This window comes from Pseudomonas syringae group sp. J254-4 (assembly GCF_032586855.1).
Taxonomy (GTDB): domain Bacteria; phylum Pseudomonadota; class Gammaproteobacteria; order Pseudomonadales; family Pseudomonadaceae; genus Aquipseudomonas; species Aquipseudomonas amygdali.
Genome location: NZ_JAWHOO010000039.1, coordinates 1 through 22,421, shown reverse-complemented (window position 1 = coordinate 22,421; position 22,421 = coordinate 1). Strand labels below are relative to the sequence as shown.

Annotated in this window: 19 protein-coding genes; 3 read left to right on the top strand and 16 right to left on the bottom strand. The window is 60.1% G+C overall.

Annotated features, from left to right (window positions below; genetic code table 11):
• Positions 1 to 214: 214 nt before the first annotated feature.
• The 7 genes from RYB09_RS26885 to RYB09_RS26855 all read right to left on the bottom strand — a co-directional run bounded on the left by RYB09_RS26885 (position 215) and on the right by RYB09_RS26855 (position 7,353).
• Positions 215 to 1,168: an adenosine deaminase gene (locus tag RYB09_RS26885; protein ID WP_316890983.1), complete on the bottom strand. Its 954-nt coding sequence runs from the start codon at positions 1,166 to 1,168 to the stop codon at positions 215 to 217.
• A gap of 78 nt (positions 1,169 to 1,246) precedes the next feature.
• On the bottom strand, positions 1,247 to 2,212 hold the full coding sequence (locus RYB09_RS26880; RefSeq protein WP_058400855.1) for a 2-oxoglutarate and iron-dependent oxygenase domain-containing protein: 966 nt from the start codon (positions 2,210 to 2,212) through the stop codon (positions 1,247 to 1,249).
• A gap of 75 nt (positions 2,213 to 2,287) precedes the next feature.
• Positions 2,288 to 3,382, bottom strand: a complete 1,095-nt coding sequence (locus RYB09_RS26875; protein WP_003366477.1) for a BMP family ABC transporter substrate-binding protein — start codon at positions 3,380 to 3,382, stop codon at positions 2,288 to 2,290.
• A 299-nt stretch (positions 3,383 to 3,681) separates the two neighbouring features.
• Positions 3,682 to 4,473: a Fe(3+) dicitrate ABC transporter ATP-binding protein FecE gene (gene fecE / locus RYB09_RS26870; RefSeq protein WP_058400854.1), complete on the bottom strand. Its 792-nt coding sequence runs from the start codon at positions 4,471 to 4,473 to the stop codon at positions 3,682 to 3,684.
• A 4-nt stretch (positions 4,474 to 4,477) separates the two neighbouring features.
• On the bottom strand, positions 4,478 to 5,446 hold the full coding sequence (locus RYB09_RS26865) for a FecCD family ABC transporter permease (protein ID WP_230017430.1): 969 nt from the start codon (positions 5,444 to 5,446) through the stop codon (positions 4,478 to 4,480).
• The gene (gene fecC / locus RYB09_RS26860; protein WP_044309511.1) at positions 5,443 to 6,432 is read right to left on the bottom strand and encodes an iron-dicitrate ABC transporter permease FecC; all 990 of its coding nucleotides are present in this window, start codon (positions 6,430 to 6,432) and stop codon (positions 5,443 to 5,445) included. Before fecC ends, RYB09_RS26865 begins: the two co-directional genes overlap by 4 nt.
• Positions 6,433 to 7,353: a Fe(3+) dicitrate ABC transporter substrate-binding protein FecB gene (locus RYB09_RS26855; protein WP_316890982.1), complete on the bottom strand. Its 921-nt coding sequence runs from the start codon at positions 7,351 to 7,353 to the stop codon at positions 6,433 to 6,435.
• A 245-nt stretch (positions 7,354 to 7,598) separates the two neighbouring features.
• Between RYB09_RS26855 and RYB09_RS26850 the strand changes: the two genes are divergently transcribed.
• Positions 7,599 to 8,696: a calcium:proton antiporter gene (locus tag RYB09_RS26850; protein ID WP_122281193.1), complete on the top strand. Its 1,098-nt coding sequence runs from the start codon at positions 7,599 to 7,601 to the stop codon at positions 8,694 to 8,696.
• 96 nt (positions 8,697 to 8,792) lie between these two features.
• Here the strand turns inward: RYB09_RS26850 and RYB09_RS26845 are convergent, their stop codons facing one another.
• The 9 genes from RYB09_RS26845 to RYB09_RS26805 all read right to left on the bottom strand — a co-directional run bounded on the left by RYB09_RS26845 (position 8,793) and on the right by RYB09_RS26805 (position 19,206).
• Complete coding sequence (locus RYB09_RS26845) at positions 8,793 to 10,148, bottom strand: 8-oxoguanine deaminase (protein WP_316890980.1); 1,356 nt, start codon at positions 10,146 to 10,148, stop codon at positions 8,793 to 8,795.
• 123 nt (positions 10,149 to 10,271) lie between these two features.
• Positions 10,272 to 10,961: an SDR family oxidoreductase gene (locus tag RYB09_RS26840; protein ID WP_193600961.1), complete on the bottom strand. Its 690-nt coding sequence runs from the start codon at positions 10,959 to 10,961 to the stop codon at positions 10,272 to 10,274.
• Positions 10,962 to 11,203: 242 nt separating this feature from the next.
• Positions 11,204 to 12,130, bottom strand: a complete 927-nt coding sequence (locus RYB09_RS26835) for an ABC transporter permease (protein WP_004666363.1) — start codon at positions 12,128 to 12,130, stop codon at positions 11,204 to 11,206.
• Positions 12,130 to 13,230, bottom strand: a complete 1,101-nt coding sequence (locus RYB09_RS26830) for an ABC transporter permease (protein WP_058407823.1) — start codon at positions 13,228 to 13,230, stop codon at positions 12,130 to 12,132. Before RYB09_RS26830 ends, RYB09_RS26835 begins: the two co-directional genes overlap by 1 nt.
• 11 nt (positions 13,231 to 13,241) lie before the next feature.
• Positions 13,242 to 14,795 carry an ABC transporter ATP-binding protein gene (locus tag RYB09_RS26825; protein WP_316890978.1) on the bottom strand — a complete coding sequence of 518 codons (1,554 nt, stop codon included), beginning with the start codon at positions 14,793 to 14,795 and terminating at the stop codon, positions 13,242 to 13,244.
• 522 nt (positions 14,796 to 15,317) lie between these two features.
• The gene (locus tag RYB09_RS26820; protein ID WP_122281196.1) at positions 15,318 to 15,911 is read right to left on the bottom strand and encodes an IMPACT family protein; all 594 of its coding nucleotides are present in this window, start codon (positions 15,909 to 15,911) and stop codon (positions 15,318 to 15,320) included.
• A 32-nt stretch (positions 15,912 to 15,943) separates the two neighbouring features.
• Positions 15,944 to 16,606, bottom strand: coding sequence for a TetR/AcrR family transcriptional regulator (locus RYB09_RS26815; protein WP_058400845.1), 663 nt, complete (start codon positions 16,604 to 16,606; stop codon positions 15,944 to 15,946).
• 95 nt (positions 16,607 to 16,701) lie between these two features.
• Entirely contained in the window at positions 16,702 to 18,099 is a 1,398-nt protein-coding gene (locus tag RYB09_RS26810) for a uracil-xanthine permease family protein (protein ID WP_219170890.1), read from the bottom strand.
• Positions 18,100 to 18,285: 186 nt separating this feature from the next.
• The gene (locus RYB09_RS26805) at positions 18,286 to 19,206 is read right to left on the bottom strand and encodes a LysR family transcriptional regulator (RefSeq protein WP_002555508.1); all 921 of its coding nucleotides are present in this window, start codon (positions 19,204 to 19,206) and stop codon (positions 18,286 to 18,288) included.
• Positions 19,207 to 19,317: 111 nt separating this feature from the next.
• Between RYB09_RS26805 and RYB09_RS26800 the strand changes: the two genes are divergently transcribed.
• Both RYB09_RS26800 and RYB09_RS26795 read left to right on the top strand, forming a co-directional pair.
• Positions 19,318 to 20,664 carry an aspartate aminotransferase family protein gene (locus RYB09_RS26800; protein WP_316890975.1) on the top strand — a complete coding sequence of 449 codons (1,347 nt, stop codon included), beginning with the start codon at positions 19,318 to 19,320 and terminating at the stop codon, positions 20,662 to 20,664.
• A gap of 104 nt (positions 20,665 to 20,768) precedes the next feature.
• A complete protein-coding gene (locus RYB09_RS26795; protein WP_316890973.1) occupies positions 20,769 to 22,262 on the top strand; it encodes a CoA-acylating methylmalonate-semialdehyde dehydrogenase in 1,494 nt (497 codons plus the stop codon).
• Positions 22,263 to 22,421: the final 159 nt, after the last annotated feature.

The window sequence follows — 22,421 nt, the reverse complement described above, 5'->3', positions numbered from 1 at the left end:
GCTGCGAGTTTTGCCTGCTCTGTATATTTACCCATGACGCCTCCAAAGGTTGCGTCCAACCTTCGGGGGTCATACCAGAGCGCGAGGAACGATGGATGCGCCTGTCACACCACTATCGTGCCAATGCTCCGCGTTGGTATGCAGTTCCGGACGCTCTGCGTCCTCTGCGACGCAGAGCATGAGCAGCGATGGATGTAACTCGCTCAACCCCTCTTTAGGGCTTGACCAGGCGTGCATCCAGGCTGTTTTGTGCCAGACGTTTTGCCTGATCTTCAGTCATGCCCAGGTGCGTGTGCAGCGCATGGAAGTTCTCGGTCACGTAGCCACCGAAGTAGGCCGGGTCATCCGAGTTGACGGTGACTTTCACGCCGCGCTCGAGCATGTCGAGGATGTTGTGCTGGGCCATGTCGTCGAACACGCAGAGCTTGGTGTTGGACAGCGGGCAGACGGTCAGCGGGATTTGTTCGTCGATGATGCGCTGCATCAGTCGTTCGTCTTCGATGGCGCGTACACCGTGGTCGATGCGCTGGATTTTCAGCAGGTCCAGTGCTTCCCAGATGTATTCCGGCGGGCCTTCTTCCCCGGCGTGAGCCACGGTCAGGAAGCCCTCGCTGCGGGCACGATCAAATACGCGCTGGAACTTGCTCGGCGGGTGGCCCATCTCGGAACTGTCGAGACCCACGGCGACGAACGCATCACGGAACGGCAGCGCCTGATCGAGGGTTTTTTCGGCTTCTTCCTGGGACAGGTGACGCAGGAAGCTCAGGATCAGGCCGCTGTCGACACCCAGCTTCGACTTGCCGTCTTTCAGCGCACCGGTAATCCCGGCCAGCACCACTTCAAACGGGATACCACGGTCGGTGTGGGTTTGCGGATCGAAGAACGGTTCGGTGTGGATAACGTTCTGTTCCTTGCAGCGCAGCAGGTAAGCCCAGGTCAGGTCGTAGAAATCCTGCTCTGTGCGCAAAACGTCCGCACCGCGGTAATACAGATCAAGGAATTCCTGCAGGTTGTTGAAGGCATAGGCCTTGCGCAGGGTTTCGACGTCATTCCACGGCAGGGCAATTTTGTTGCGCTCTGCCAGGGCGAACAGCAACTCGGGTTCCAGCGAGCCTTCGAGGTGCAAGTGCAGTTCTGCCTTGGGCAGGGCGTTCAACCAGTCGTACATATTCTTTTCTCATCAGGTGCAGATCGCGGGCATTCTACAGATGCACGTCGCTGCGCAGGGTAAAACCTGACCGAACGTTCAACTTGCCTCCTGATCGCGGCGGTAAGCATAGGTATCAGCAAAGCGCGACAGCAGAAACTCGGCACAGGTGGTGACAGGATAGCGCGCGGGCTGGCTTTCGCTCTGGCAACCGGGCAAACATTCGATGCGCGTGTCGGGATGCGGTTCGGCGAAAAACGGCATCGAGTAGCGGTCGACGCCAAGCGGGCTGATAACCCGGTGCGGCGTGGACAGATAACGGTCGTTGCTCCAGCGCGCCATCATGTCGCCGAGGTTGACCACGAACGTGCCGTCAATTGGCGGTGCGTCGATCCATTCGCCCCGCACGTCGCGCACCTGCAAGCCGCCCGCCGTGTCCTGATACAACAGGGTGATGCAGCCATAGTCGGTATGCGCGCCTGCGCCTTGTTGCTCGGCAGAGGTCGCCGTATCACGCGGTGGGTAATGAATCATGCGCAGCACACTGACCGGGTCCTTGAAGCGCTGATCGAAGAAATCGCGTTCGATGCCCAGCGCCAGGGTCATGGCGCGCAGCAGGGTTTGCGCCAGCGCCTGCATGTCCAGATAGTGTTGCTCCATCAGCGCTTCCCAGCCGGGAATGTCCGGGTGCCGATTGGGCCCGCGCAGTGGTTTGCCAGCCAGCACGTCGGGATGGCTGGCATCCAGATGCAGGCCCATGTCGAAGGTTTCCTTCAGGTCGCTCGGCAGGCTGGGGTCCAGTTGCTCTGTGGCGATGGCACCATAGCCGCGATGATGGGTGCTTTGCGTGATGTCGATGATGAGCTTTTCGGCTGCCGGACGGGCGAAAAAGTCTTTGGCTGCCGATTGCACCTGCTCGATGCGTTGCGCGCTGATCGGATGGCCCTTGATGTAAAAGAAGCCCCATTGCCGACAGGCACTGTCGATCTGCCGGGCGACATCCTGCCAGGCTTCAAGGTCGGTGCCGTAGAGCGGGGCTATGTCGATGACGGGAAGCTGGTCCATTAACGGTCCTGGAAATCATGTGGTATTCGCTGTCGATGAGCGTGCCCGCCGAAGCGGGCACGCGACGCCAGGCGTTTATTTAGGCAGTTCGGCCTTGATCCCTTCAACGTAATAGTTCATCGACGCCAGCTCGGCGTTGGTTGCAACCACACCGTCAGCAATTTTCACGGTGCCGTTCTGGTCCTTGATCGGCCCGGTGAATGGGTGGAATTCGCCGCTTTCGATGCTGGCGATGATCTTCTGCGCCTCAGCCTTTACATCAGCAGGCACCACGTCGCTGATCGGCAACTCGACCGTACCCTCTTTCAGGCCGCCCCAGTAATCCTGTGGTTTCCAGGTGCCTGCGATTGCGCCTTCGGCGGCCTGAATGTAATGCGGGCCCCAGTTGTTGACGATGGAGGTCAGCACTGCTTTCGGTCCAAAGTGAGCCATGTCCGAGGCATAACCGACGGCATACACGCCACGACGCTCGGCGGTCTGGATCGGCGCAGGGCTGTCGGTGTGCTGGAAGACCACGTCAACGCCCTGATCGATGAGTGCGTTGGCAGCATCGGCTTCCTTGCCCGGATCGAACCAGGAGTTGACCCACACCACTTTGATCTCGGTGCCCGGATTGTATTTGTTCAGCGCCAGCTGGATGGCGTCGATGTCACGCAGCACTTCAGGGATCGGGAATGAGGCGACATACCCGATTTTCTTGGTCTTGGTCATTTTCGCGGCGATGTAACCGCTCACGTAGCGACCCTCATAGGTACGGGCCAGATAAGTGCCCATGTTCTTGTCCTGCTTGTAGCCGGTCGCGTGCTCGAACTTCACCTTGGGGAACTGCTTGGCGACTTTCAGCGTGGGGTTCATGTAGCCGAACGAGGTACTGAAGATCAGGTCATAGCCGCCCTTGGCCATGTTGCGGATAACCCGTTCGGCGTCCGCGCCTTCAGGCACGTTTTCCACGTAGCTGCTGGTGACCTTGTCACCCAGCGCCTTGACCATCGCCTGGCGGCCCTGTTCATGCTGATAGGTCCAGCCGTGGTCGCCAATGGGGCCGATATAGACGAATCCGACTTTCAGCGGATCGGCTGCCGAGGCGAGCAGGCTGGAGCCAATGCCGACAACGGCGGCCATGGCACACAGCAGTTTTTTCAGAGGACGACGTGGGTTGGTCAGGTGCATCGGGTCTAGCTCCTTGCGGTCTTGTTGGAGTGCATACCCCGACAATGCAAATAACTGACCAACAGGACAACTTACGATGCTGGCGTGCTTCACCCTGTAGCAATAGTGCGTGTGTAGGAGCGGACTTGTCCGCGAAGGAGGTCGTTCAGACGATGCATTTTCGGAGAATACGGCAACCCTTTCGCGAACAATGCGGATCGCCGCCCCGGTCGCTCCCACGGCCTTCGGCCAGAATCTAAAACAGACTTGTGTGTAACGCGTAGTGCAGCGAGAAGGTGCAGGTGCGGTGGGCTACGCCGCTAACTGGTGCAGCGCGTGCTGCGCTCGACGATGCACATCGGCGTGCCTGCCACGGGTTCGCGCATGATCTGCACCTGCACATCGAACACCTGGCAGACCAGCTCGGCCGTCAGTACATCGCCCGGCGCGCCGCAGGTCACCAGACGTCCACCCTGCATGACCGCCAGGTGGTCGGCATAGCGACAGGCCTGATTGATGTCGTGCAGCACGGTAATCACGGTTTTGCCTTCGGCGCTGAGTTCGCGCATCAGGTCCAGCAGTTCGACCTGATGGCTGATGTCCAGATACGTGGTGGGCTCGTCGAGCAGGACGATGGCGGCGTCCTGCGCGAGGATCATCGCCAGCCAGGCGCGCTGTCGTTGCCCGCCGGACAGATCCGACAGCGGGCGCTCGGCCAGTGTGTCCAGCTCCATGCGCTGCAAGGCTTGATCGACACTGCGTTGATCGGCGCCACTCAGGCGTCCCCACAGACTGTTGTGCGGGCTGCGACCGTAAGCCACCAGTTGACGCACACTGACGCCTTCCGGAATGGGCAGCACTTGCGGCAAAAAAGCCACCTTGCGGGCCAGCTCTTTGGCGGAGAGCTGGCTGTAGGCTTTGCCGTCCAGACTCAGGCTGCCCGATTGCGGGGTGAGAATCCGTGCAAACGCCTTGAGCAGTGTGGATTTGCCGCAACCGTTGGGGCCGATCAGCGCGGTGACCTGGGCTGGCGGCGGGCTGAACGACAGGTCTTGCACGATCCGCGTTGCGCCGTAGCCGATGTCGAGTTGCTGCGCCTTCAGAATACTCATGGGATCAACCTTTGAATCGGGCCAGCAGCCAGAGGAAATACGGAGCGCCGATCACCGCCGTGAGAATACCGGCGGGGATCTCGCTGGGGGCGATCAATGTGCGCCCCAGCGTATCGGCCAGCACCAGCAATAACGCGCCCAATACCATGGAGGCGGGCAGCAGGTATTGATGATGACCACCGACCAGACGGCGGGCCATGTGTGGCGCGACCAGCCCGACAAAACTCACCGGTCCGATGATGCCCACGCCCAAGCTGGTCAACAGCACGGCACTGCCCATCGCCAGCCAGCGCGTACGTTTGAGGCCGGTGCCCAGGCTTTGTGCGGCTTCATCGCCCAGGCCGATCAGGTTCAGCGGTTTGGCCAGCAGCAAGCTGAGCGGGATCAACAGCAGAAGCGGCGAGGCCAGCCACACATGGTGCCAGTTACGGCTCCACAAACTGCCGGTCAGGGCCAGCAGGGCGGTATTGATATCCAGCGGGTTGGACAGAATCAGGAATTCGGTGATGCTCGACAGCGTCACCGCAATCGCCACTCCGGAGAGCGCGAAACGCACCCCGGAAAACTGCACGCCGGTGTTGTACAACGCCAGCAGCAATGCCCCCGCCGCACCGCCCAGACACGCCACAAACGGCAGCGCGGACACCGGCAATTGCGGCAGGCCGATAATCGCGATGGTCAACGCCAGCCCTGCGCCCTGGGTCACGCCAAGAATTTCCGGCGAGGCCAGCGGGTTGCGGATCACGCCTTGAACAATGGCGCCCGCCAGGCCGAAGGCGCAGCCGGTCATGATTGCGATCAAACCGCGTGGCAGACGGTGATTCCAGACCTCGAAGTCCTTGCTGTCGTGGGCGATCAGATGATCAAGCACTGCGCCGGGCGTCAGCCACACGGTGCCCGCGCTGAGGCTCAGCAGCAGGGCCAGTGCCAGCAACAAAATCAGCAACAACAGCCTTGGACGGGGCTGGTTCATAGCGCACGCCTCGCCAGAAACAGAAAGAACGGCGCGCCAATCAACGCAGTGACCACGCCGGCCGGCGTTTCCACCGGGAACGCCACTGCGCGGCTGATCAGATCGGAAGCCAGCACGATAGCCGCGCCCAGTCCGGCGCTGATCGGGATCAACCAGCGGTAGTCATTGCCCAGCCATTGGCGAGCAATGTTCGGCGCGATCAGGCCGACAAACGCTATCGGCCCCACCGCACAGACGCTGGCGCCGACCAGCAGCAGGCTGACCACGAACACCAGCAGGCGCAAGGCACCGATGCGTACGCCCAGTGAACGGGCAGCGTCTTCGCCGAGGTTGATCAGGTTCAAGCGCGGCGCACAGGCAATCGCCAGCACCACGCCGATCAGCGTGCACGGCCAGAGCAATTGCAATTGCGCCGCGCCGACATTGGCCAGCGATCCGGCCAGCCAGTTGAGGACACTTTGCGCCTGCGCTTCGACAAGAATTACGGTGAGACGGGTCAAGGCTGCGCACAGCGCGGCGACGGCTACACCCGCCAGCACCAGTCGGCCCTGAGCCGTGGCGGGTGACCATGCACCGCCAAGACTGAACACGGTGATCCACGCCAGCGCACCACCGAGGCAGGTCATCAGCAGGGCACCACCGGGGAAGGGCAGAGCGACCAGGCCTGTGGAAAACAGCGCCAGCCCCAACGCTGCGCCCGCCGTAACGCCAAACAATGAGGGCGAGGCCAGACGGTTGCGCGTGATGCCCTGCATCAAGGCCCCGGCCACGCCGAGGCAGGCACCGACCAGCGCAGCGCACAAGGCGCGTGGCACGCGCAGTTGCGCAACGATGTAAGCGATGTTGCCGCCCTCGCGACCCTGCGTGATCAGTCCGTTCCAGGCATCCACCTGACGAATGCTGAACGACGACAGGGCGAACAGCGACACCCAGAACAGTCCCAGGCAGGTTGCGGTGATCACGCCTGCCATCAGCCAGCGACGCATTTACGGGTTCAGCACGGCCTTGCCGCCCTTGAGCACGGCAAGCGCATCGTCGGCGATCTGCTCGGACGCCATGATCCCGCGATTGCGCGCCCAGCTGTCGCCATCCACTTCAGCTACCTGCTTGTTACGTACTGCGCCAAGCACCTGCCACAGCGGCTGCTTGCTCCAGCTGTCGACGATGCTCGGGCGACGATAATGACCGACCAGCAACCAGTTCGGGTCCAATGCCAGCAACTGCTCCAGGCTGACGAATTCGGTGGGTGCGGCGTCTTTGCGTACTTCCGGGACCTTCAGACCGATCGCCTGCAACACGCTGCCCGCATAAGAGTGCGGGCCATGTACCGAGAAGCTGTCTTCGCGGGCGACGCCGAACAGCACGTTGGTGTTGGCCGGAATCTGCTCGGCGACAGTTTTCAGGTGCTGGCGGTTCTCCGCGATCCGCGCCTGCATCTCTGGGCCTTTGCCCAGCGCCACGCCGATCAGCTCGGCAGATTTCAGACTGCCCTGATAATCCTCGCCGCGCGACGGCAGCATCAATGTCGGTGCCAGACTGGCCAGATCGTTGTAAAGCGCCTGATGGCGGCCTAGGTCGGCAATGATCAGGTCCGGCTTGAGCCGCGCGATCACTTCTATATTGGGTTGCGAGCGCAGTCCCACGGACTGCCATTCGCCTACTGCCTTGCGCACTTTGGGCAGTACCCGGTTGGCATCGCCATCGTCCGCGGCACCGACGGGCGTTACGCCGACCGACGCCAGACCGTCGAGAAACGAGAACTCCAGCACCACAACGCGTTTGGGGACGTCGGGCAGGTGGACTTTGTGTTGACCGTCATCGATGTCGATAGGTGCGGCCTGGGCGGCGCTCGCCAGCAGAGTGAGCAGGCCGCAAGCCAATAAATGCGGAAGTCGAAAAGCACGCACGGCGAATGTCCTTTCTAACAGAAGCTGAATCGTGAAAAACAGACGCGCCAGAAAAGGCGCCTGGAAAACGGCGGGCACTATTTCACATCGTGACGACGGGATCAAAAGTCATTTACGTGTGGGTGCAGTTCTCATTCGGGTCATTTGTTGAAACCTTTTGTCACACACCGCACTCTGAACGGCTTCAATGACAGACACGTTCATGACTATCCGCGGCGATCTGTCGCAAGGGTTTGGAGAAAGTAATGGGCGCTTTGCTCAAGCAAGAAAAGTTTCTACTGCTGGCAATCATTGCCATGTTTGTCGCCTATCCGCTGGAGCATGTGCTGCTGGGCAACGGACAGGTCGTCGCACTGGTTTCCGGGTTGGCGCTGGTCGGCTTCATCGTCTGCGCCTCGATGCGCGTCGCGCACCACGCCGAGATGCTCGCGGAAAAGGTCGGTGATCCCTACGGGACGATGATCCTCACGCTCTCGGCGGTACTGGTCGAAGTGGTGATTCTGGCGATCATGATGAGCAACGAGCCATCGCCGACGCTGGTGAGGGACACGATTTACTCGGCCGTCATGCTCGACATCAACGGCATCCTTGGCCTTGCGGCGCTGATGGGCGGCATCAAGCACGGCGAACAGTCCTATAACGATGACTCGGCGCGCACCTATAGCGTGATGATTCTTACCGCCATGGGCGTGTCGATGGTGGTGCCCGAGTTCATCCCCAAAGGCGACTGGAAGATCTATTCGGCGTTCACCATTGGCGCGATGATTCTGCTCTACACGCTGTTCCTGCGCATGCAGGTCGGCCCGCACAGCTACTTTTTCAGCTACAGCTACCCGGAAAAGAAAAAACGCCAGGGCTCGGATCAGGCTGAGCAGCATGCAGAACCGGTCAACCTGACCCGCTCGATTGCCACACTGGTCACCGGCGTGGTGGTGATCGGTGCGCTCGCTGAAGTGATGTCCAAGACGGTCGACCTGGGTCTGGAAGGGACGGGTGCACCGCCAGTGATGACCGCCATTCTGGTGGCCGCCATTTCCGCAGCGCCGGAGATTCTGACCGCTCTGCGTGCGGCACTCGCCAACCGCATGCAGTCGGTGGTCAACATCGCTTTGGGCGCATCGTTGTCCACCGTGATTCTGACGGTTCCGGTCATGGAAGCGATGGCGCTATACAGCGGCCAGCCGTTCCAGATGGCCATGACGCCGGTGCAGACCGTGATGATCTTCATCACCCTGCTGGTGTCCGCCATCAACCTCAACGACGGCGAGACCAACGCCATCGAAGGCATGACCCACTTCGTGCTGTTCTCGACGTTCATCATGCTGTCGTGTCTGGGGCTTTAGTGCTCCCACGCTCTGCGTCACAAGAGACGCAGAGCGTCCTCAACGGCATGCCGACGCGGAGCGTCGCACGATAGTTGAGATTATCGCTGCGCACACTCAGCCCTGAATCAACTCTCGCGCTGCCTGACTGTGATCGGCAATCAACTGCTTGATATCCAGGCCTTCAACCTGCCCGTCAATCACTCGCCACCGACCGCCAACCATCACTCGGTCGGCACGGTCAGCGCCGCACAGCAACAGCGCCGAGAGCGGATCATGGCTGCCGGAAAAGCGCAGTTCGTCCAGCTTGAACAGCGCCAGATCGGCCTGTTTACCCACCGCCAGCTCACCGATATCGGTACGCCCCAGTAATTGTGCGGACCCCTTGGTGGCCCAGCCCAGTACAAGTTGCGGGGTGATTTTCTCGGCGCCGTAGCGCAGACGCTGCAGGTAAAGCGCCTGACGGGTTTCGAGGATCATGTTCGATGCATCGTTGGACGCCGAACCATCGACCCCGAGCCCCAGCGGCGCGCCGGCAGCGATCAGCTCCAGCGTCGGGCAGATGCCAGAAGCCAGGCGCATGTTCGAGCTAGGGCAGTGACAGACGCCGGTACCCGCAGCGCCGAGGCGGGCAATTTCGTCGGGGTTGAAATGAATGCCGTGGGCCAGCCAGGTGCGCGGGCCGAGCCAGCCGACGCTGTCCAGATAATCCACGGTGCGCAAGCCGAAGCGCTGCAGGCAGAAGTCCTCTTCGTCGAGGGTTTCAGCCAGATGCGTGTGCAGGCGCACGTCGAGTTTTTCTGCCATGGCCGAACTCTCGGACATGATCTGCGGCGTGACCGAAAACGGTGAGCAGGGCGCCAGGGCGATCTGAATCTGCGCGCCGTCACCACGCTCATGGTAGGTCTCGATCAAACGCTGGCTGTCGGCCAGAATCACCTCGCCCTGCTGCACGGTTTGCTGTGGCGGCAAACCTCCGTCGGCTTCACCAAGGCTCATCGAACCACGCGTCAACATTGCGCGCATACCCAGCTCGCGAACGCTTTGCACCTGAACATCGATGGCGTGTTCCAGCCCGTCGGGAAACAGATAGTGGTGGTCAGCAGCGGTTGTGCACCCGGACAGCAGCAACTCGGCCAGCGCCACCTTGCTGGCGACCGCGAGCTTCTCCGGCGTCAGGCGCGCCCATACCGGGTACAGGGTTTTCAGCCAAGGGAACAACGGCTGATTGACCACTGGTGCCCAGGCCCGCGTGAGGGTTTGGTAGAAGTGATGATGCGTGTTGATCAGCCCCGGCAGCAGCACATGCTCGCGGGCATCGAATGTTTGTGTGCAGGGCTTTGACGGGAGCTGCCCGGCGGCCAGCACTTCAGTGATGATGCCGCCTTCGATCACCAGACCGCCACGGGCGTCCAGGTCATTGGCAGTGAACACGGCAAGGGGATTTTTCAACCAGATACGGATCGCAGGCATGGGCCGGCTCCTCTGAAAGACAGGTTCAGGTTAGCCAGCTCAGTGTTGCCCTGTCTGCTGATCCAGGGTCGCCGGGGTTTAAGGTGCCCCGGCAAAGAGTCGCGATTTTAGTTGAGTGGCCGGTTACCAGGCAATCGCCTTGCCCTGATAATCGATGAAGTGATGGCCGCCCTTGCCTGCGTAGGCATTGAGCTGTTGCACAAGACCGGTGGTACTGGTCAGCACGTCGATGGCCGCGTTCTCACCGCCCATATCGGTTTTCACCCAACCCGGATGCAACGACAAAACGGTCGGACGGTTTTCGCCCAACTGGCTGACAAAGGTATTGGTCATCGAGTTGAGCGCCGCCTTGCTGGCCTTGTACAGCGCCAGTTCTGCGCCATCCGGACAAGCGACGCTGCCCAGCCACGAACTCATGAACGCCAGAACACCCGTTTCAGGACGGATTTGCTCAACGAAGCGTTCGGCCAGACGAATCGGCGCGACAGCGTTGGTCAGGAACAACTGCCCAAGCTCGGCGGCGGTCGACTTCGCCGCGCTCTGGTGTTGCGCACCGGTAATACCGGCATTGACGAACAGCACGTCGAACACCTCGCCACGCAGCTTCTGGACCAGCACTTCAAGCGAGGCTGTTTCGTCCAGATCCACCGCTTCGATGCGCACGCCTTCGACCGCTTTCAGGTTTTCAGCGTTTTGCGGATCACGTACCGTGGCGGTGACCTGCCAGCCCTGTTCGGTCAGGCGCTGCACCAGCCCGAGCCCGAGGCCACGCGAAGCACCGATAATGAGGGCGGTTTTCTTGGTAGTGGTCATGAATGATTCCTTGGCAAATTGAGAGACAGACTCCATGGCAGCGCCAGCAAGGCCTCTCGAAAGTTTCGACCCCGCAGCGTACTACTGCCTATGCAGTGTTGGAATCTCCATGAGCCGGAAACGTTCAAGGTAGATGTCTGACGCTGAGCATTGGCGCGATAGTCGGGATTATCGTTCCGCACGCTCCAGCGTGGGAATGCCGTTCATGACGCTCTGCGTCAAGCATCTGCGCCGCTAGCTCCTCAATGACCCGCCCGCCATGGCTGGCCCAGCGATACCGGCGCATACAGCCGGGTGCGCAGGGCGTCGCGGGAGAGCAGGACGAGGACGATGATGGTGGCGAGGTAGGGCAGCATCGCCAGCAGGTTGGACGGGATGGCCAGGCCGATGCCTTGCGCGACCAGATGCAGGATGCTGGCGAGGCCGAAAAGATAGGCACCGAGCAGTAGACGCCACACGCGCCAGCTGGCGAAAACCACCAGTGCCAGGGCAATCCAGCCGCGTCCGGCGCTCATGTTTTCTGCCCACATCGGCGTGTAGGCGAGTGACAGATAAGCCCCGGCCAGCCCAGCCATTGCGCCGCCGAACAGCACGGCCAACGTGCGTACACGCAACACTGGCAAGCCCATGGCGCTGGCGGCGTCAGGATTTTCGCCGACCGCCTGGATAATCAGCCCGACGCGGCTTTTCAGCAGCGCCCAGGCGACCAGTGCAAACAGCGCAAAGGACAGGTAGACCAGCAGGTCCTGGGCAAACAGCATGCGGCCGATCAGCGGAATGTCACTCAGCAGCGGGATGGCCACCGGTTCAAAACCACTCAATGGCTTGCCGACCCAGGCGGCACCGACGAAGCTGGAAAGGCCGACGCCGAAGATGGTCAACGCCAGCCCGGTTGCAACCTGATTGGCGTTGAATACCAGCGCCACCAGCGCAAACAGTGCCGACAACAGCATGCCAGCGAGCATCGCCAGCAGCACGCCCAACCATAGATTGCCGGTACTCAGGGCGATGATGAAACCGATCACCGCGCCAAACAGCATCATGCCTTCCTGACCCAGGTTGATGACGCCGCTTTTTTCGCAGATCAGTTCGCCCAGCGCCACCAGCAGCAAGGGGGTTCCGCAGCGGACCATGGCATAGAAAATGTTGCTCAGCAGGTCGATATCCATCATGCGGCTCCTGTGACGGCTGTCATCTGGCGCTTGGCCCAGTGCAGTTTCAAACGTGGGCGATAGAGAATCAGCACATCACAGGCCAGCAGGAAGAACAGCATCATCCCCTGAAACAATTGCGTGATTGCCAAGGGCAGGTTCAAGGTCATTTGTGCGCTTTCACCGCCCAGGTACAGCAAGGCGATCAGCAGGCTGGAGAACAGAATGCCGATGGGGTTGAGGCGTCCGAGAAAAGCCACGGTGATCGCGGCATAGCCGTAACCCGGCGAGACCTGCGGCACCAGTTGGCCGATCGGCCCGGTCACTTCCGACACGCCCGCCAGACCGGCCAGTGCGCCACTGATCAACAGTGCCAGCCATACCAGTCGCTTCTCGCGAAAGCCGACGAAACCGGCAGCACGCTTGTCGAGCCCGAGTACCTTGATCTGGAAACCGACAAAGCTGCGCTGCAGCAATACCCAGACTGCGACCAGTGCCAGCAGCGCGAAGTACACGCCAATGTGCGCGCGGCCATCTTCCATCAGCAGCGGCAGACGGCTGGCGTCGCCAAAAGTCGCAGACTCCGGGAAGTTCATGCCGGCCGGGTCTTTGAGCGGCCCGTGCACGAAGTACAGCAACAAGTTGAGGGCGATGTAGTTGAGCATGATGCTGGTGAGGATTTCATTGGCGTTGAAGTGCGTGCGCAGCCAGGCGGTCACGCCCGCCCAGGCCGCGCCTGCCAGCGTGCCGGCCAGCAGCACCATGACCAAGGCCCAGCGACTTTCCATCTCGATGATATTCACCGCCACGGCACTGCCTGCCAGCGCGCCGAGCAGCAACTGGCCTTCCGCGCCGATGTTCCAGATGCGCGCTTGATACGCGACCGCCAGGCCCAGCGCGCAGAGCAGAATAGGTAAGGTTTTGACCATCAATTCCGACACGCCATACCAGTCGCTGACCGGCGCGATCAGCAAGGTGTGTAGCGTCACCCAAGGGTTGAGTCCCAGGCCGATGAACAGCAGCGAGCCGCAGACCAGTGTCAGCACCGCAGCCAGTAAAGGGGAACACCACAACATGGCGCGCGATTGCTGGCCGCGCGGTTCCAGAGAAAGCAGCATCTTTTGCTCCGTTAACCCGCCGTATGGGCCTGGGTGTGAGAATGATCGAACTGTCCCGCCATCCAGCCGCCGATTTGCACAGTGCTGGTCTGTTCAGTGGGGATCAGGTCGGAAAGCTGGCCGCCGCTCAGGGCGGCGAGTCGGTCGCTGATCTGGAACAACTCGTCCAGGTCTTCGGAAATCACCAGAATGGCCGCCCCCGCGTCACGCAAGGCAATCAATGCCCGGTGAATCGCTGCGGCAGCACCGACATCCACGCCCCAGGTCGGGTGCGCGGCAATCAGCAGTTTGGGGTTTTGCAGTATTTCCCGGCCGAGAATGAATTTCTGCAGGTTGCCGCCCGACAGGCTGCGCGCCGGGGCCTGTGCATCCGGCGTCTTGACCGCAAAGCGACGGATAATTTCGTCGGCCAGTGCGCGAACCTTGCCGCGCTGTATCAAGCCTTTGCTCACCAGCCCTTGCTGGAAAGCGGTTAGCAGAGCGTTGTCGGCCAGGCTCAGTTCCGGCACTGCGCCATGCCCCAGACGCTCTGCCGGAACGAACGCCAGCCCACGCTTGCGGCGGGCGTCGGGGCGCAGGTCGCCGACCGGGGTGTCTTGGAAGCGCAGGGTCGTCGCCTGGGCATGAGGCAGTGTCTGTTCGCCACTCAGCAGCGCCAGCAATTCATCCTGACCATTGCCGGCAACGCCCGCAATGCCGACGATTTCGCCGCTGCGTACTTCCAGGCTCAGGTCTTTCAGTGAGCAACCGAACGGGTCCGGGTTGTGCCAGGACAGCTTGTCGACGCGCAGAAAGGCTTCGCTGCCGCTGACTTTGTCGTAGTGCGCGGTCAACCCTTCGGCATCACCGACCATCAAGCGCGCCAGCTCCAGATCGGAGCATTCAGCCGGGATACAGTGCCCGGATACCTTACCGTTGCGCAGGACGGTTGCGCTGTGACACAAGGCACGAACCTCGCCCAGCTTGTGACTGATAAACAGAATGCTGCAGCCTTCTGCGGCCAGATGCCTGAGGGTCACGAACAGCTCTTCGGCTTCCTGGGGTGTGAGCACAGAGGTGGGCTCGTCGAGGATCAACAGACGAATGTCCTGCATCAGGCAGCGAATGATTTCGACTTTCTGCCGCTCGCCAATCGACAGGCTGTGGACCAGGCGCTGGGGCTCCACTGCCATGCCGTAGCGTTGCGAAACTTCGCGAATGCGCGGTTCCAGTTGCTTGGGCGTGCCTGCCGCCGCGCCCATCGCCAGGGCGATGTTTTGCGCGACACTGAGGGTTTCGAACAGCGAGAAATGCTGGAACACCATGCCGATCCCCAGGCTTCTGGCCTGTGCCGGATTGCGCATGGTCTGCGCCTGGCCTTGCCAGATGATCGACCCTGCGTCGGGTTGCGTCACGCCATAGATGATCTTCATCAGCGTGCTTTTACCGGCGCCGTTCTCTCCCAGCAGGGCATGAATTTCGCCGGGCTGAATCGTCAGGTCGACAGCGTCGTTGGCCAGGCAGCCGGGATACCGTTTAGTGATGTGGCGCAGTTGTAGACGCGCAGGTATCGCGTGGTTTGACATGAAAGGCTCGAAGGCAGAAGTGGGTCGCGTGTGGATAAAGCAAAATCCTGGCCAAGGAGTCAGGATTCCGGCCCTATGCGTTCAATCAAGGCTGAGTAAGGCGTTTTCGCTATCCATGACCGTGCAGTGACAACCTAACGCGATCATTTCGGCACCAGTTCGGGGCGCGCTGACGGAGCAAGGGGCAAATGTGGCTCTTTGATTTGAGTAAAAAATGTACAGCAGGCGTCAAGCGAGGAGCGTTATGTGGATGCGCGACCCTTGCACCTGTTATCCACAGGTTCTTCCACAGATACTGTGCGCAAGCGGGCCAGGAGAGAATAATACGCCGGTGGTTAGCGTCCAAAGGTGCTAAGGAGCGCTAACAGACTGTTTTTGCATCGTTTATGGATCCACGACAGGCGATTGCTCAAAAAATGATCATTCGTCTGAAACGCAAGCCCGGCAAGGCCCGCATTGGAGTGTACTCAGCTTATCCACAGCCGGATGCACAGTAGATGTGGGCAATTGCTGTCGCGTTGCCTACTCCGTTGTGGTCTTGTGCAAAAGGATTCTGCCGCGGCTCAGATCGGCCAGTTGCCGTTGCAGCGTGTCGGCATGCTCGGGGCCTATCGCGATTGCCATCTGCACGCCAGTGGCAGTGAAGTTTTCACTCTCCAGCAGGCCGTTGACTTCCGCGAGACGCAACTTGACCAGCGCCAGTTCACTGAAGCTGCATTCAAGATGGAATGACGAACGCTGAATCAGCGGCAGACGCTCGGCTTGCTGCAGGCACTTGTTGGCACCACCGCCATAGGCGCGAGCCAGGCCGCCAGTGCCCAGTTGGATGCCGCCGTACCAGCGGATCACCAGCACCACGACTTGATCGAACTCCTGCGCCTCGATGGCTGCCAGGATCGGCCTGCCTGCAGTACCGCCCGGCTCCCCGTCATCGTTGCTGCGATACTGCCCACCCAGCTTCCAGGCCCAGCAATTGTGGGTGGCGTTGAGGTCACTGTGCTGCTCGATGAACGCCTGGGCGTCGGCCGGGCTGGCGATGGGGGCGGCGAGGGTGATGAAGCGGCTCTTGCGGATTTCTTCACGAAACTCGCAAGGGCCGACCAGGGTAAAAGGCATGCGTGTGTCCAGCTGACGTCAAGGCGCCGATTCTACAAGGCTGGCGGGGTGAGCCCACAACCTTTGAGGATGATCCGGATCAGATTGTTGCTGGCCTGATCCATGTCTTGCCGGGTCAGGCGGGAGCGACCGGTGACGCGGCAGATCTGCGAGGCGAAATCGGCGTAGTGCTGGGTGCTGCCCCACAGCAGGAAAATCAGGTGTACCGGGTCGACCGGGTCCATCTTGCCGGCATCGATCCAGGCTTGAAAAACCGCTGCCCGGCCCTGGAACCACAGGCGGTAGTCCTGGCTGAAATACTCGCTCATGCATTCGCCACCGCTGATGATCTCCATGGCGAAAATCCGCGAAGCCTGTGGCTGGCGGCGCGAAAACTCCATCTTGGCGCGAATGTAGCGGGCCAGTGCCTCTGCTGGATCATCGTCGACGCTCAGGTGGTTGAACGTGCTGTCCCACAAATCAATGATGTTGCTCAGTACCGCGACATACAGGCCCAGCTTGTTGGTGAAGTAGTAATGCAGGTTGGCTTTGGGCAGCCCGGCTTTCAGCGCAATGGTGTTCATGCTGGTGCCCTTGAAGCCGTGGCGGGCAAATTCATCTTCGGCTGCCTGGATGATCGCTTCTTCGTTCTTTTGACGAATACGGCTTGCGGGCTTGGTGACGTGAGCGCTGTGTGCAGGGACTTCAAGGGTCATGGGCAATTCCGGACAGGTCGTAGGGCACAACTAATGAACAGATAACGCACCGGCGACTATCTCGCAAGCACCGGCGCAAGTGCGGCTATGGAAACCTATCGTGGTTGTTCAAGGGGGTTGGGTTCCGTTGTAGCATCACTTTGGGGAGCGGCGACTTTTCCTTCCGGAATCAGCAGGCACATGACAATGGCCGTGATGCCGCCGCTGGTGATGGCCGAATCGAACAGGTTCTGTACCAGTTTGGGCATCTGATGCAGCAGCGCAGGCTGCGCTGCGATACCCAGGCCGACACCCAGTGACGTGGCGATGATCAGCATGCTGCGCCGGTCCAGCGGAGACTGGGCCAGAATGCGCACACCGGCTGCCGCGACGCTGCCGAACATCACCAGCGTTGCGCCGCCGAGTACCGGTTTGGGAATCTGCTGGACGATTGCACCGATATGCGGGAACAGCCCGAGCACGAACAGCACCGCGCCGATGTACAGCCCGACATAGCGACTGGCAACGCCGGTCAGCTGAATCACACCGTTGTTCTGCGCAAAGGTGGTGTTGGGGAATGCACTGAACGTTGCGGCAATCATGCAGCTCACGCCGTCACCCAGCACGCCACCCTTGAGACGCGCCACGTAGCTTGGGCCGCTGATCGGCTGGCGGGCGAGCATGCAATTTGCCGTAAGGTCGCCGACCGTTTCGATACTGCTGATCAGATAAATCAGCGCGACCGGCAGGAAAGCGGTCCAGTCAAAGCTGAAACCAAAACGGAACGGCACCGGCACGCTGATCAAGGGCAGGTCGTGGATCGGCTGTGGAATCAGCTTGCCGCTGAACCAGGCGGCGAGACTGCCGACCGCCAGGCCGATGATGATCGCCGACAAGCGTACCCAGGGCGTATTCGAACGATTAAGTACGATGATCACTGCCAGAACGAAGGCGCCCAGCGCCAGGTTCAACGGCGCGCCAAAGTCAGGTGCGTTGAAGCCGCCGCCCAGGTCTGTCACACCTACCTTGATCAGGCTTATGCCAATCAGCGTGATGACAATGCCGGTCACCAGCGGCGTGATAACACGTCGCAACTGGCCAATACAGCGACTGAGCACGATCTGCACCAGCGCGCCGAAAAAGCACACGCCGAAGATCATCGCCATGATGTCCTCCGGGCTGCCGCCGCGCTGCTTGACCAGAAAACCCGCGGACAACACCGCGCCCAGGAAGGCGAAGCTGGTGCCTTGCAGGCAGATCATGCCTGCGCCGATACCAAATGGGCGGCGCGCCTGAATGAAAGTACCTGTGCCCGACACCATCAGGGCCATGCTGATCAGATACGGCAGGTATTGGGTCAGGCCGAGCGTCGATCCGATGATCAACGGCGGGGTGATGATCCCGACGAAGCTGGCGAGGACATGCTGGAACGCTGCCAATATGGCCGTTAAAGGTCTTGGGCGATCATTCAGGCCGTAAATCAGGTCATCGTTGTCGAGTGTTTCAGGCTGCATGGCAAGGTCTCGGACGGGGAACTGCCATGTACTGGCGTGTCGTTGTCGGGGATTACTGCAAAAAACTGTCCAGTTGCTCAGGTTATTTTTATTTGAGTCCAACTATTTCAATAAATATCAGCCTGATAGCGTTTTCGAGCCGCTCTGCAACGTTGGTTGACTGGAAGGGTGTCCTGCAGGAGTGTGTCATCGGGTAGCGGCCAGTGTTTCCAGAAAGCTCTCCAGCACCAAATGAGGGCGTCGGCCTTTTCGGGTAACGGTCACCAGGTTGAGGTCGTAGAACTTTGAGTCCGGTTTCAGCGCGCGCAATCGACCTTCCTGCACCCAGGCGTTGGCGTAATGATCTGGCAGGTAGCCAATGTAGCGTCCTGTCAGAATCAGGAACGCGATGCCCTCGCGGTCTGAAGCACTGGCGGTGCAAGTCAGTGCCTGATAATGCTCCTGAATATCGTTCGGCAGGCGAAAGGTCGGGGCAATGGCTTCCTGCTGTGCGAGGCGTTCATCATCCAGCGTTGAGTTGTCCGCGTAGAAGAGTGGATGTCCCACCGCGCAATAAAGCAGCGAACGCTCACTGTACAACGGGTGATATTCAAGGCCGGGCAGGGCGCTGGCCTGTGGCACGACACCGACATGCAGGCCGCCGTCCAATACGCCTCGCTCGACTTCGGCGGGAGCAATCATGCGGATATTGATGTGCACGCCCGGGCCACGCTCTTTCAGGCGTGCCAGTGCATGGGTGATGCGCATGTGGGGAAGGGTGACCAGGTTGTCGGTCAGGCCGATGTTCAACTCGCCGCGCAGGTTCTGATGCAGGCCGTTGACCTCAGTCCTGAAACTTTCCAGAGCGCTGAGCAGTTGCAACGACGATTGATAAACCTCACGTCCTTCGTCGGTCAGTGAAAAACCGGCCCGCCCTCGCTGGCAAAGCCGCAAGCCGAGACGCTGTTCCAGATCGCTCATTTGCTGGCTGATCGCCGACCGGCCAATGCCGAGCACGCTTTCGGCCGCGGAAAAACCGCCTGCCTCGACGACACTTTTGAAAATACGCAGCAGGCGGATATCAAAATCGCTTACCTGCGACAGCGGATCGGGGCGACGGACACTCATTGTTTAGTCTCTACCAAACCAAAGATCATGAAAATCGGGTTTTATGAACTTTAGCCGCGTGACACCTTGGCTGCAATGACCGTTCGTTTAGCGCCTGCGAGGCTTGCCCCCATGAATATGTTCGAAGCGTCTGATGTGTCTGTAACCAGTCAGTTGAAGCTTGATGCCCACTGGATGCCTTACACCGCAAATCGAAATTTCCAGCGTGATCCGCGCATGGTCGTGGCTGCGCATGGCAGCTATCTGACAGACGACAAGGGCCGCAAGATCTACGATGGGCTTTCCGGGCTATGGACATGCGGGGCCGGGCACACTCGCAAGGAAATTCAGGAAGCCGTTTCCCGGCAACTGGGCATTCTGGATTACTCGCCGGGCTTTCAGTTCGGGCATCCGCTGTCGTTCCAGTTGGCGGAAAAGATTACCGAACTGACGCCGGGCAATCTCAATCACGTCTTTTATACCAACTCCGGTTCCGAATGCGCGGACACGGCAGTGAAGATGGTGCGCGCCTACTGGCGGCTGAAAGGGCAGGCAACCAAGACCAAGATGATCGGGCGCGCGCGTGGCTATCACGGCGTGAACGTGGCGGGCACTAGCCTGGGCGGGGTGAATGGCAACCGCAAGATGTTCGGCCAGTTGATGGATGTCGATCATCTGCCGCACACGCTGCTGGCCAGCAACGCCTATTCGAAGGGGATGCCCGAAGCGGGCGGTATTGCGCTGGCTGACGAGATGCTCAAGCTGATCGAACTGCACGATGCGTCGAACATCGCGGCGGTAATCGTTGAACCCATGGCGGGCTCTGCCGGCGTGATCGTTCCGCCGCAAGGCTATCTCAAGCGTCTGCGCGAGATTTGTGATCAGCACAATATCCTGCTGATCTTCGACGAAGTCATCACCGGCTTCGGCCGTACGGGCTCGATGTTCGGCGCGGACAGTTTCGGTGTCACGCCTGATCTGATGTGTATCGCCAAGCAGATCACCAATGGCGCGATCCCCATGGGTGCAGTGATCGCCAGCAGCGAGATCTATCAGACCTTCATGAATCAGCCAACGCCGGAATACGCCGTCGAATTCCCCCACGGCTACACCTATTCCGCTCACCCCGTAGCCTGTGCGGCCGGGCTGGCGGCGCTTGAACTGTTGCAGCGTGAAAACCTGGTACAGCAGGCCGCAGGAATCGCTCCGCATTTTGAAAGCGTGCTGCACGGTATCAAGGGCGCGAAAAACGTGGTGGATATCCGCAACTACGGCCTTGCAGGCGCCATCCAGATCGCACCTCGTGACGGCGATGCAATCGTGCGGCCTTTCGAGGCAGGCATGAAACTGTGGAAAGCCGGGTTCTATGTGCGTTTTGGCGGTGACACCTTGCAGTTTGGCCCGACCTTCAACAGTCAGGCGCAGGACTTGGACCGGTTGTTCGATGCCGTCGGCGAAACGCTGAACCTGATCGACTGATCACGCTGACAGGCTCTCTTCTTATATAGGTACTTTTATACAGGTGCTTTTGTCGCATGGGCCGCGAAGCCATTCGCGCCCGATGCAATTATCCGGAGTTTTCCATGAGCAGCATTCAACACCTGATCCACGGCGAGTTCATTTCTGAAGATGGCCGCACCGCAGATGTGTTCAATCCGTCGACCGGCCAGGTTATCCACACAGTAGCGCTCGCCACTCGGGACACGGTCCAGAAGGCGATTGATTCGGCCAAGGCTGCGTTTCCGGCCTGGCGTAACACACCGCCAGCCAAGCGCGCTCAGGTGATGTTCCGCTTCAAGCAATTGCTGGAACAGAACGAAGCGCGCATTGCTCAGTTGATCAGTGAAGAACACGGCAAGACCCTGGAAGATGCTGCGGGCGAATTGAAGCGCGGTATTGAAAACGTGGAATACGCCTGTGCCGCGCCGGAAATACTCAAGGGGGAATACAGTCGTAATGTCGGGCCGAACATTGATGCGTGGTCTGATTTCCAGCCGCTGGGTATCGTTGCCGGTATCACTCCGTTCAACTTCCCGGCCATGGTGCCGCTGTGGATGTACCCGCTGGCCATCGCGTGTGGCAATTGCTTCATCCTCAAACCCTCCGAACGTGATCCCAGCTCCACGCTGTTGATAGCCGAGCTGCTGCACGAAGCCGGGCTGCCGAAGGGTGTGCTCAATGTGGTTCACGGTGACAAGGTCGCGGTTGATGCGCTGATCGAAGCGCCTGAGGTCAAGGCGTTGAGCTTTGTCGGTTCCACACCGATTGCCGAGTACATCTATAAAGAGGGCGCAGCGCGTGGCAAGCGGGTTCAGGCTCTCGGTGGCGCCAAGAACCATGCGGTACTGATGCCAGATGCCGACCTGGACAACGCAGTGAGTGCCTTGATGGGCGCTGCCTACGGGTCCTGCGGCGAGCGTTGCATGGCTATTTCGGTTGCGGTGTGCGTCGGAGATCAGATCGCTGATGCGTTGGTGGCCAAACTGGTTCCGCAAATTCAGAGCCTGAAAATCGGCGCAGGTACGACTTGCGGCCTGGATATGGGGCCACTGGTCACCGGGCAGCATCGCGACAAGGTCGGCGGCTATATAGAGGAAGGTGTGCAGTCGGGCGCTACTCTGGTGGTAGACGGTCGCAATCTCCAGGTTGCCGGGCACGAACAGGGCTTCTTCATGGGCGGCTGTCTGTTCGATCGCGTAACGCCAGAAATGCGCATCTATAAAGAAGAGATCTTCGGGCCGGTGCTGTGCATCGTGCGCGTGGACAGCCTTGAACAGGCCATGCAACTGATCAACGACCATGAATACGGCAACGGTACCTGCATCTTTACCCGTGATGGCGAAGCTGCGCGGTTGTTCTGCGATGAGATTGAAGTGGGAATGGTCGGGGTCAACGTTCCGCTGCCGGTACCGGTTGCCTATCACAGCTTTGGTGGCTGGAAGCGTTCCCTGTTCGGCGACTTGCATGCGTACGGTCCCGATGGTGTGCGCTTCTACACACGTCGCAAGGCAATTACCCAGCGCTGGCCGCAACGTGCGAGCCATGAAGCGTCGCAATTCGCATTTCCCAGCTTGTAAATTCCCGTAGCGGGAGATCGTCTTTAAAGAGGATCTCCCGTGTTTGTTGGGGCACAGCAGTTGAATTGCAGATTTTTGAAATTAACGGTTGACGCCCTCTGTGATCTGTCTATAATTCGCCCCACTTCCGGCGCAGACGGAAACGAAAAAGCCTTGTAG

Excerpts from the sequence above, each read along its gene's own strand:
- RYB09_RS26820 (WP_122281196.1), bottom strand. The coding sequence starts at position 15,911 with ATGCCTTTTACCCTGGTCGGCCCTTGCGAGTTTCGTGAAGAAATCCGC.
- RYB09_RS26810 (WP_219170890.1), bottom strand. The coding sequence starts at position 18,099 with ATGCAGCCTGAAACACTCGACAACGATGACCTGATTTACGGCCTGAAT.
- RYB09_RS26815 (WP_058400845.1), bottom strand. The coding sequence starts at position 16,606 with ATGACCCTTGAAGTCCCTGCACACAGCGCTCACGTCACCAAGCCCGCA.
- RYB09_RS26880 (WP_058400855.1), bottom strand. The coding sequence starts at position 2,212 with ATGGACCAGCTTCCCGTCATCGACATAGCCCCGCTCTACGGCACCGAC.
- RYB09_RS26805 (WP_002555508.1), bottom strand. The coding sequence starts at position 19,206 with ATGAGTGTCCGTCGCCCCGATCCGCTGTCGCAGGTAAGCGATTTTGAT.
- RYB09_RS26875 (WP_003366477.1), bottom strand. The coding sequence starts at position 3,382 with ATGCACCTGACCAACCCACGTCGTCCTCTGAAAAAACTGCTGTGTGCC.
- RYB09_RS26830 (WP_058407823.1), bottom strand. The coding sequence starts at position 13,230 with ATGCTGCTTTCTCTGGAACCGCGCGGCCAGCAATCGCGCGCCATGTTG.
- RYB09_RS26845 (WP_316890980.1), bottom strand. The coding sequence starts at position 10,148 with ATGCCTGCGATCCGTATCTGGTTGAAAAATCCCCTTGCCGTGTTCACT.
- RYB09_RS26795 (WP_316890973.1), top strand. The coding sequence starts at position 20,769 with ATGAGCAGCATTCAACACCTGATCCACGGCGAGTTCATTTCTGAAGAT.
- fecC (WP_044309511.1), bottom strand. The coding sequence starts at position 6,432 with ATGCGTCGCTGGCTGATGGCAGGCGTGATCACCGCAACCTGCCTGGGA.
- RYB09_RS26850 (WP_122281193.1), top strand. The coding sequence starts at position 7,599 with ATGGGCGCTTTGCTCAAGCAAGAAAAGTTTCTACTGCTGGCAATCATT.
- fecE (WP_058400854.1), bottom strand. The coding sequence starts at position 4,473 with ATGAGTATTCTGAAGGCGCAGCAACTCGACATCGGCTACGGCGCAACG.
- RYB09_RS26840 (WP_193600961.1), bottom strand. The coding sequence starts at position 10,961 with ATGACCACTACCAAGAAAACCGCCCTCATTATCGGTGCTTCGCGTGGC.
- RYB09_RS26885 (WP_316890983.1), bottom strand. The coding sequence starts at position 1,168 with ATGTACGACTGGTTGAACGCCCTGCCCAAGGCAGAACTGCACTTGCAC.
- RYB09_RS26800 (WP_316890975.1), top strand. The coding sequence starts at position 19,318 with ATGAATATGTTCGAAGCGTCTGATGTGTCTGTAACCAGTCAGTTGAAG.
- RYB09_RS26865 (WP_230017430.1), bottom strand. The coding sequence starts at position 5,446 with ATGAACCAGCCCCGTCCAAGGCTGTTGTTGCTGATTTTGTTGCTGGCA.
- RYB09_RS26825 (WP_316890978.1), bottom strand. The coding sequence starts at position 14,795 with ATGTCAAACCACGCGATACCTGCGCGTCTACAACTGCGCCACATCACT.
- RYB09_RS26835 (WP_004666363.1), bottom strand. The coding sequence starts at position 12,130 with ATGGATATCGACCTGCTGAGCAACATTTTCTATGCCATGGTCCGCTGC.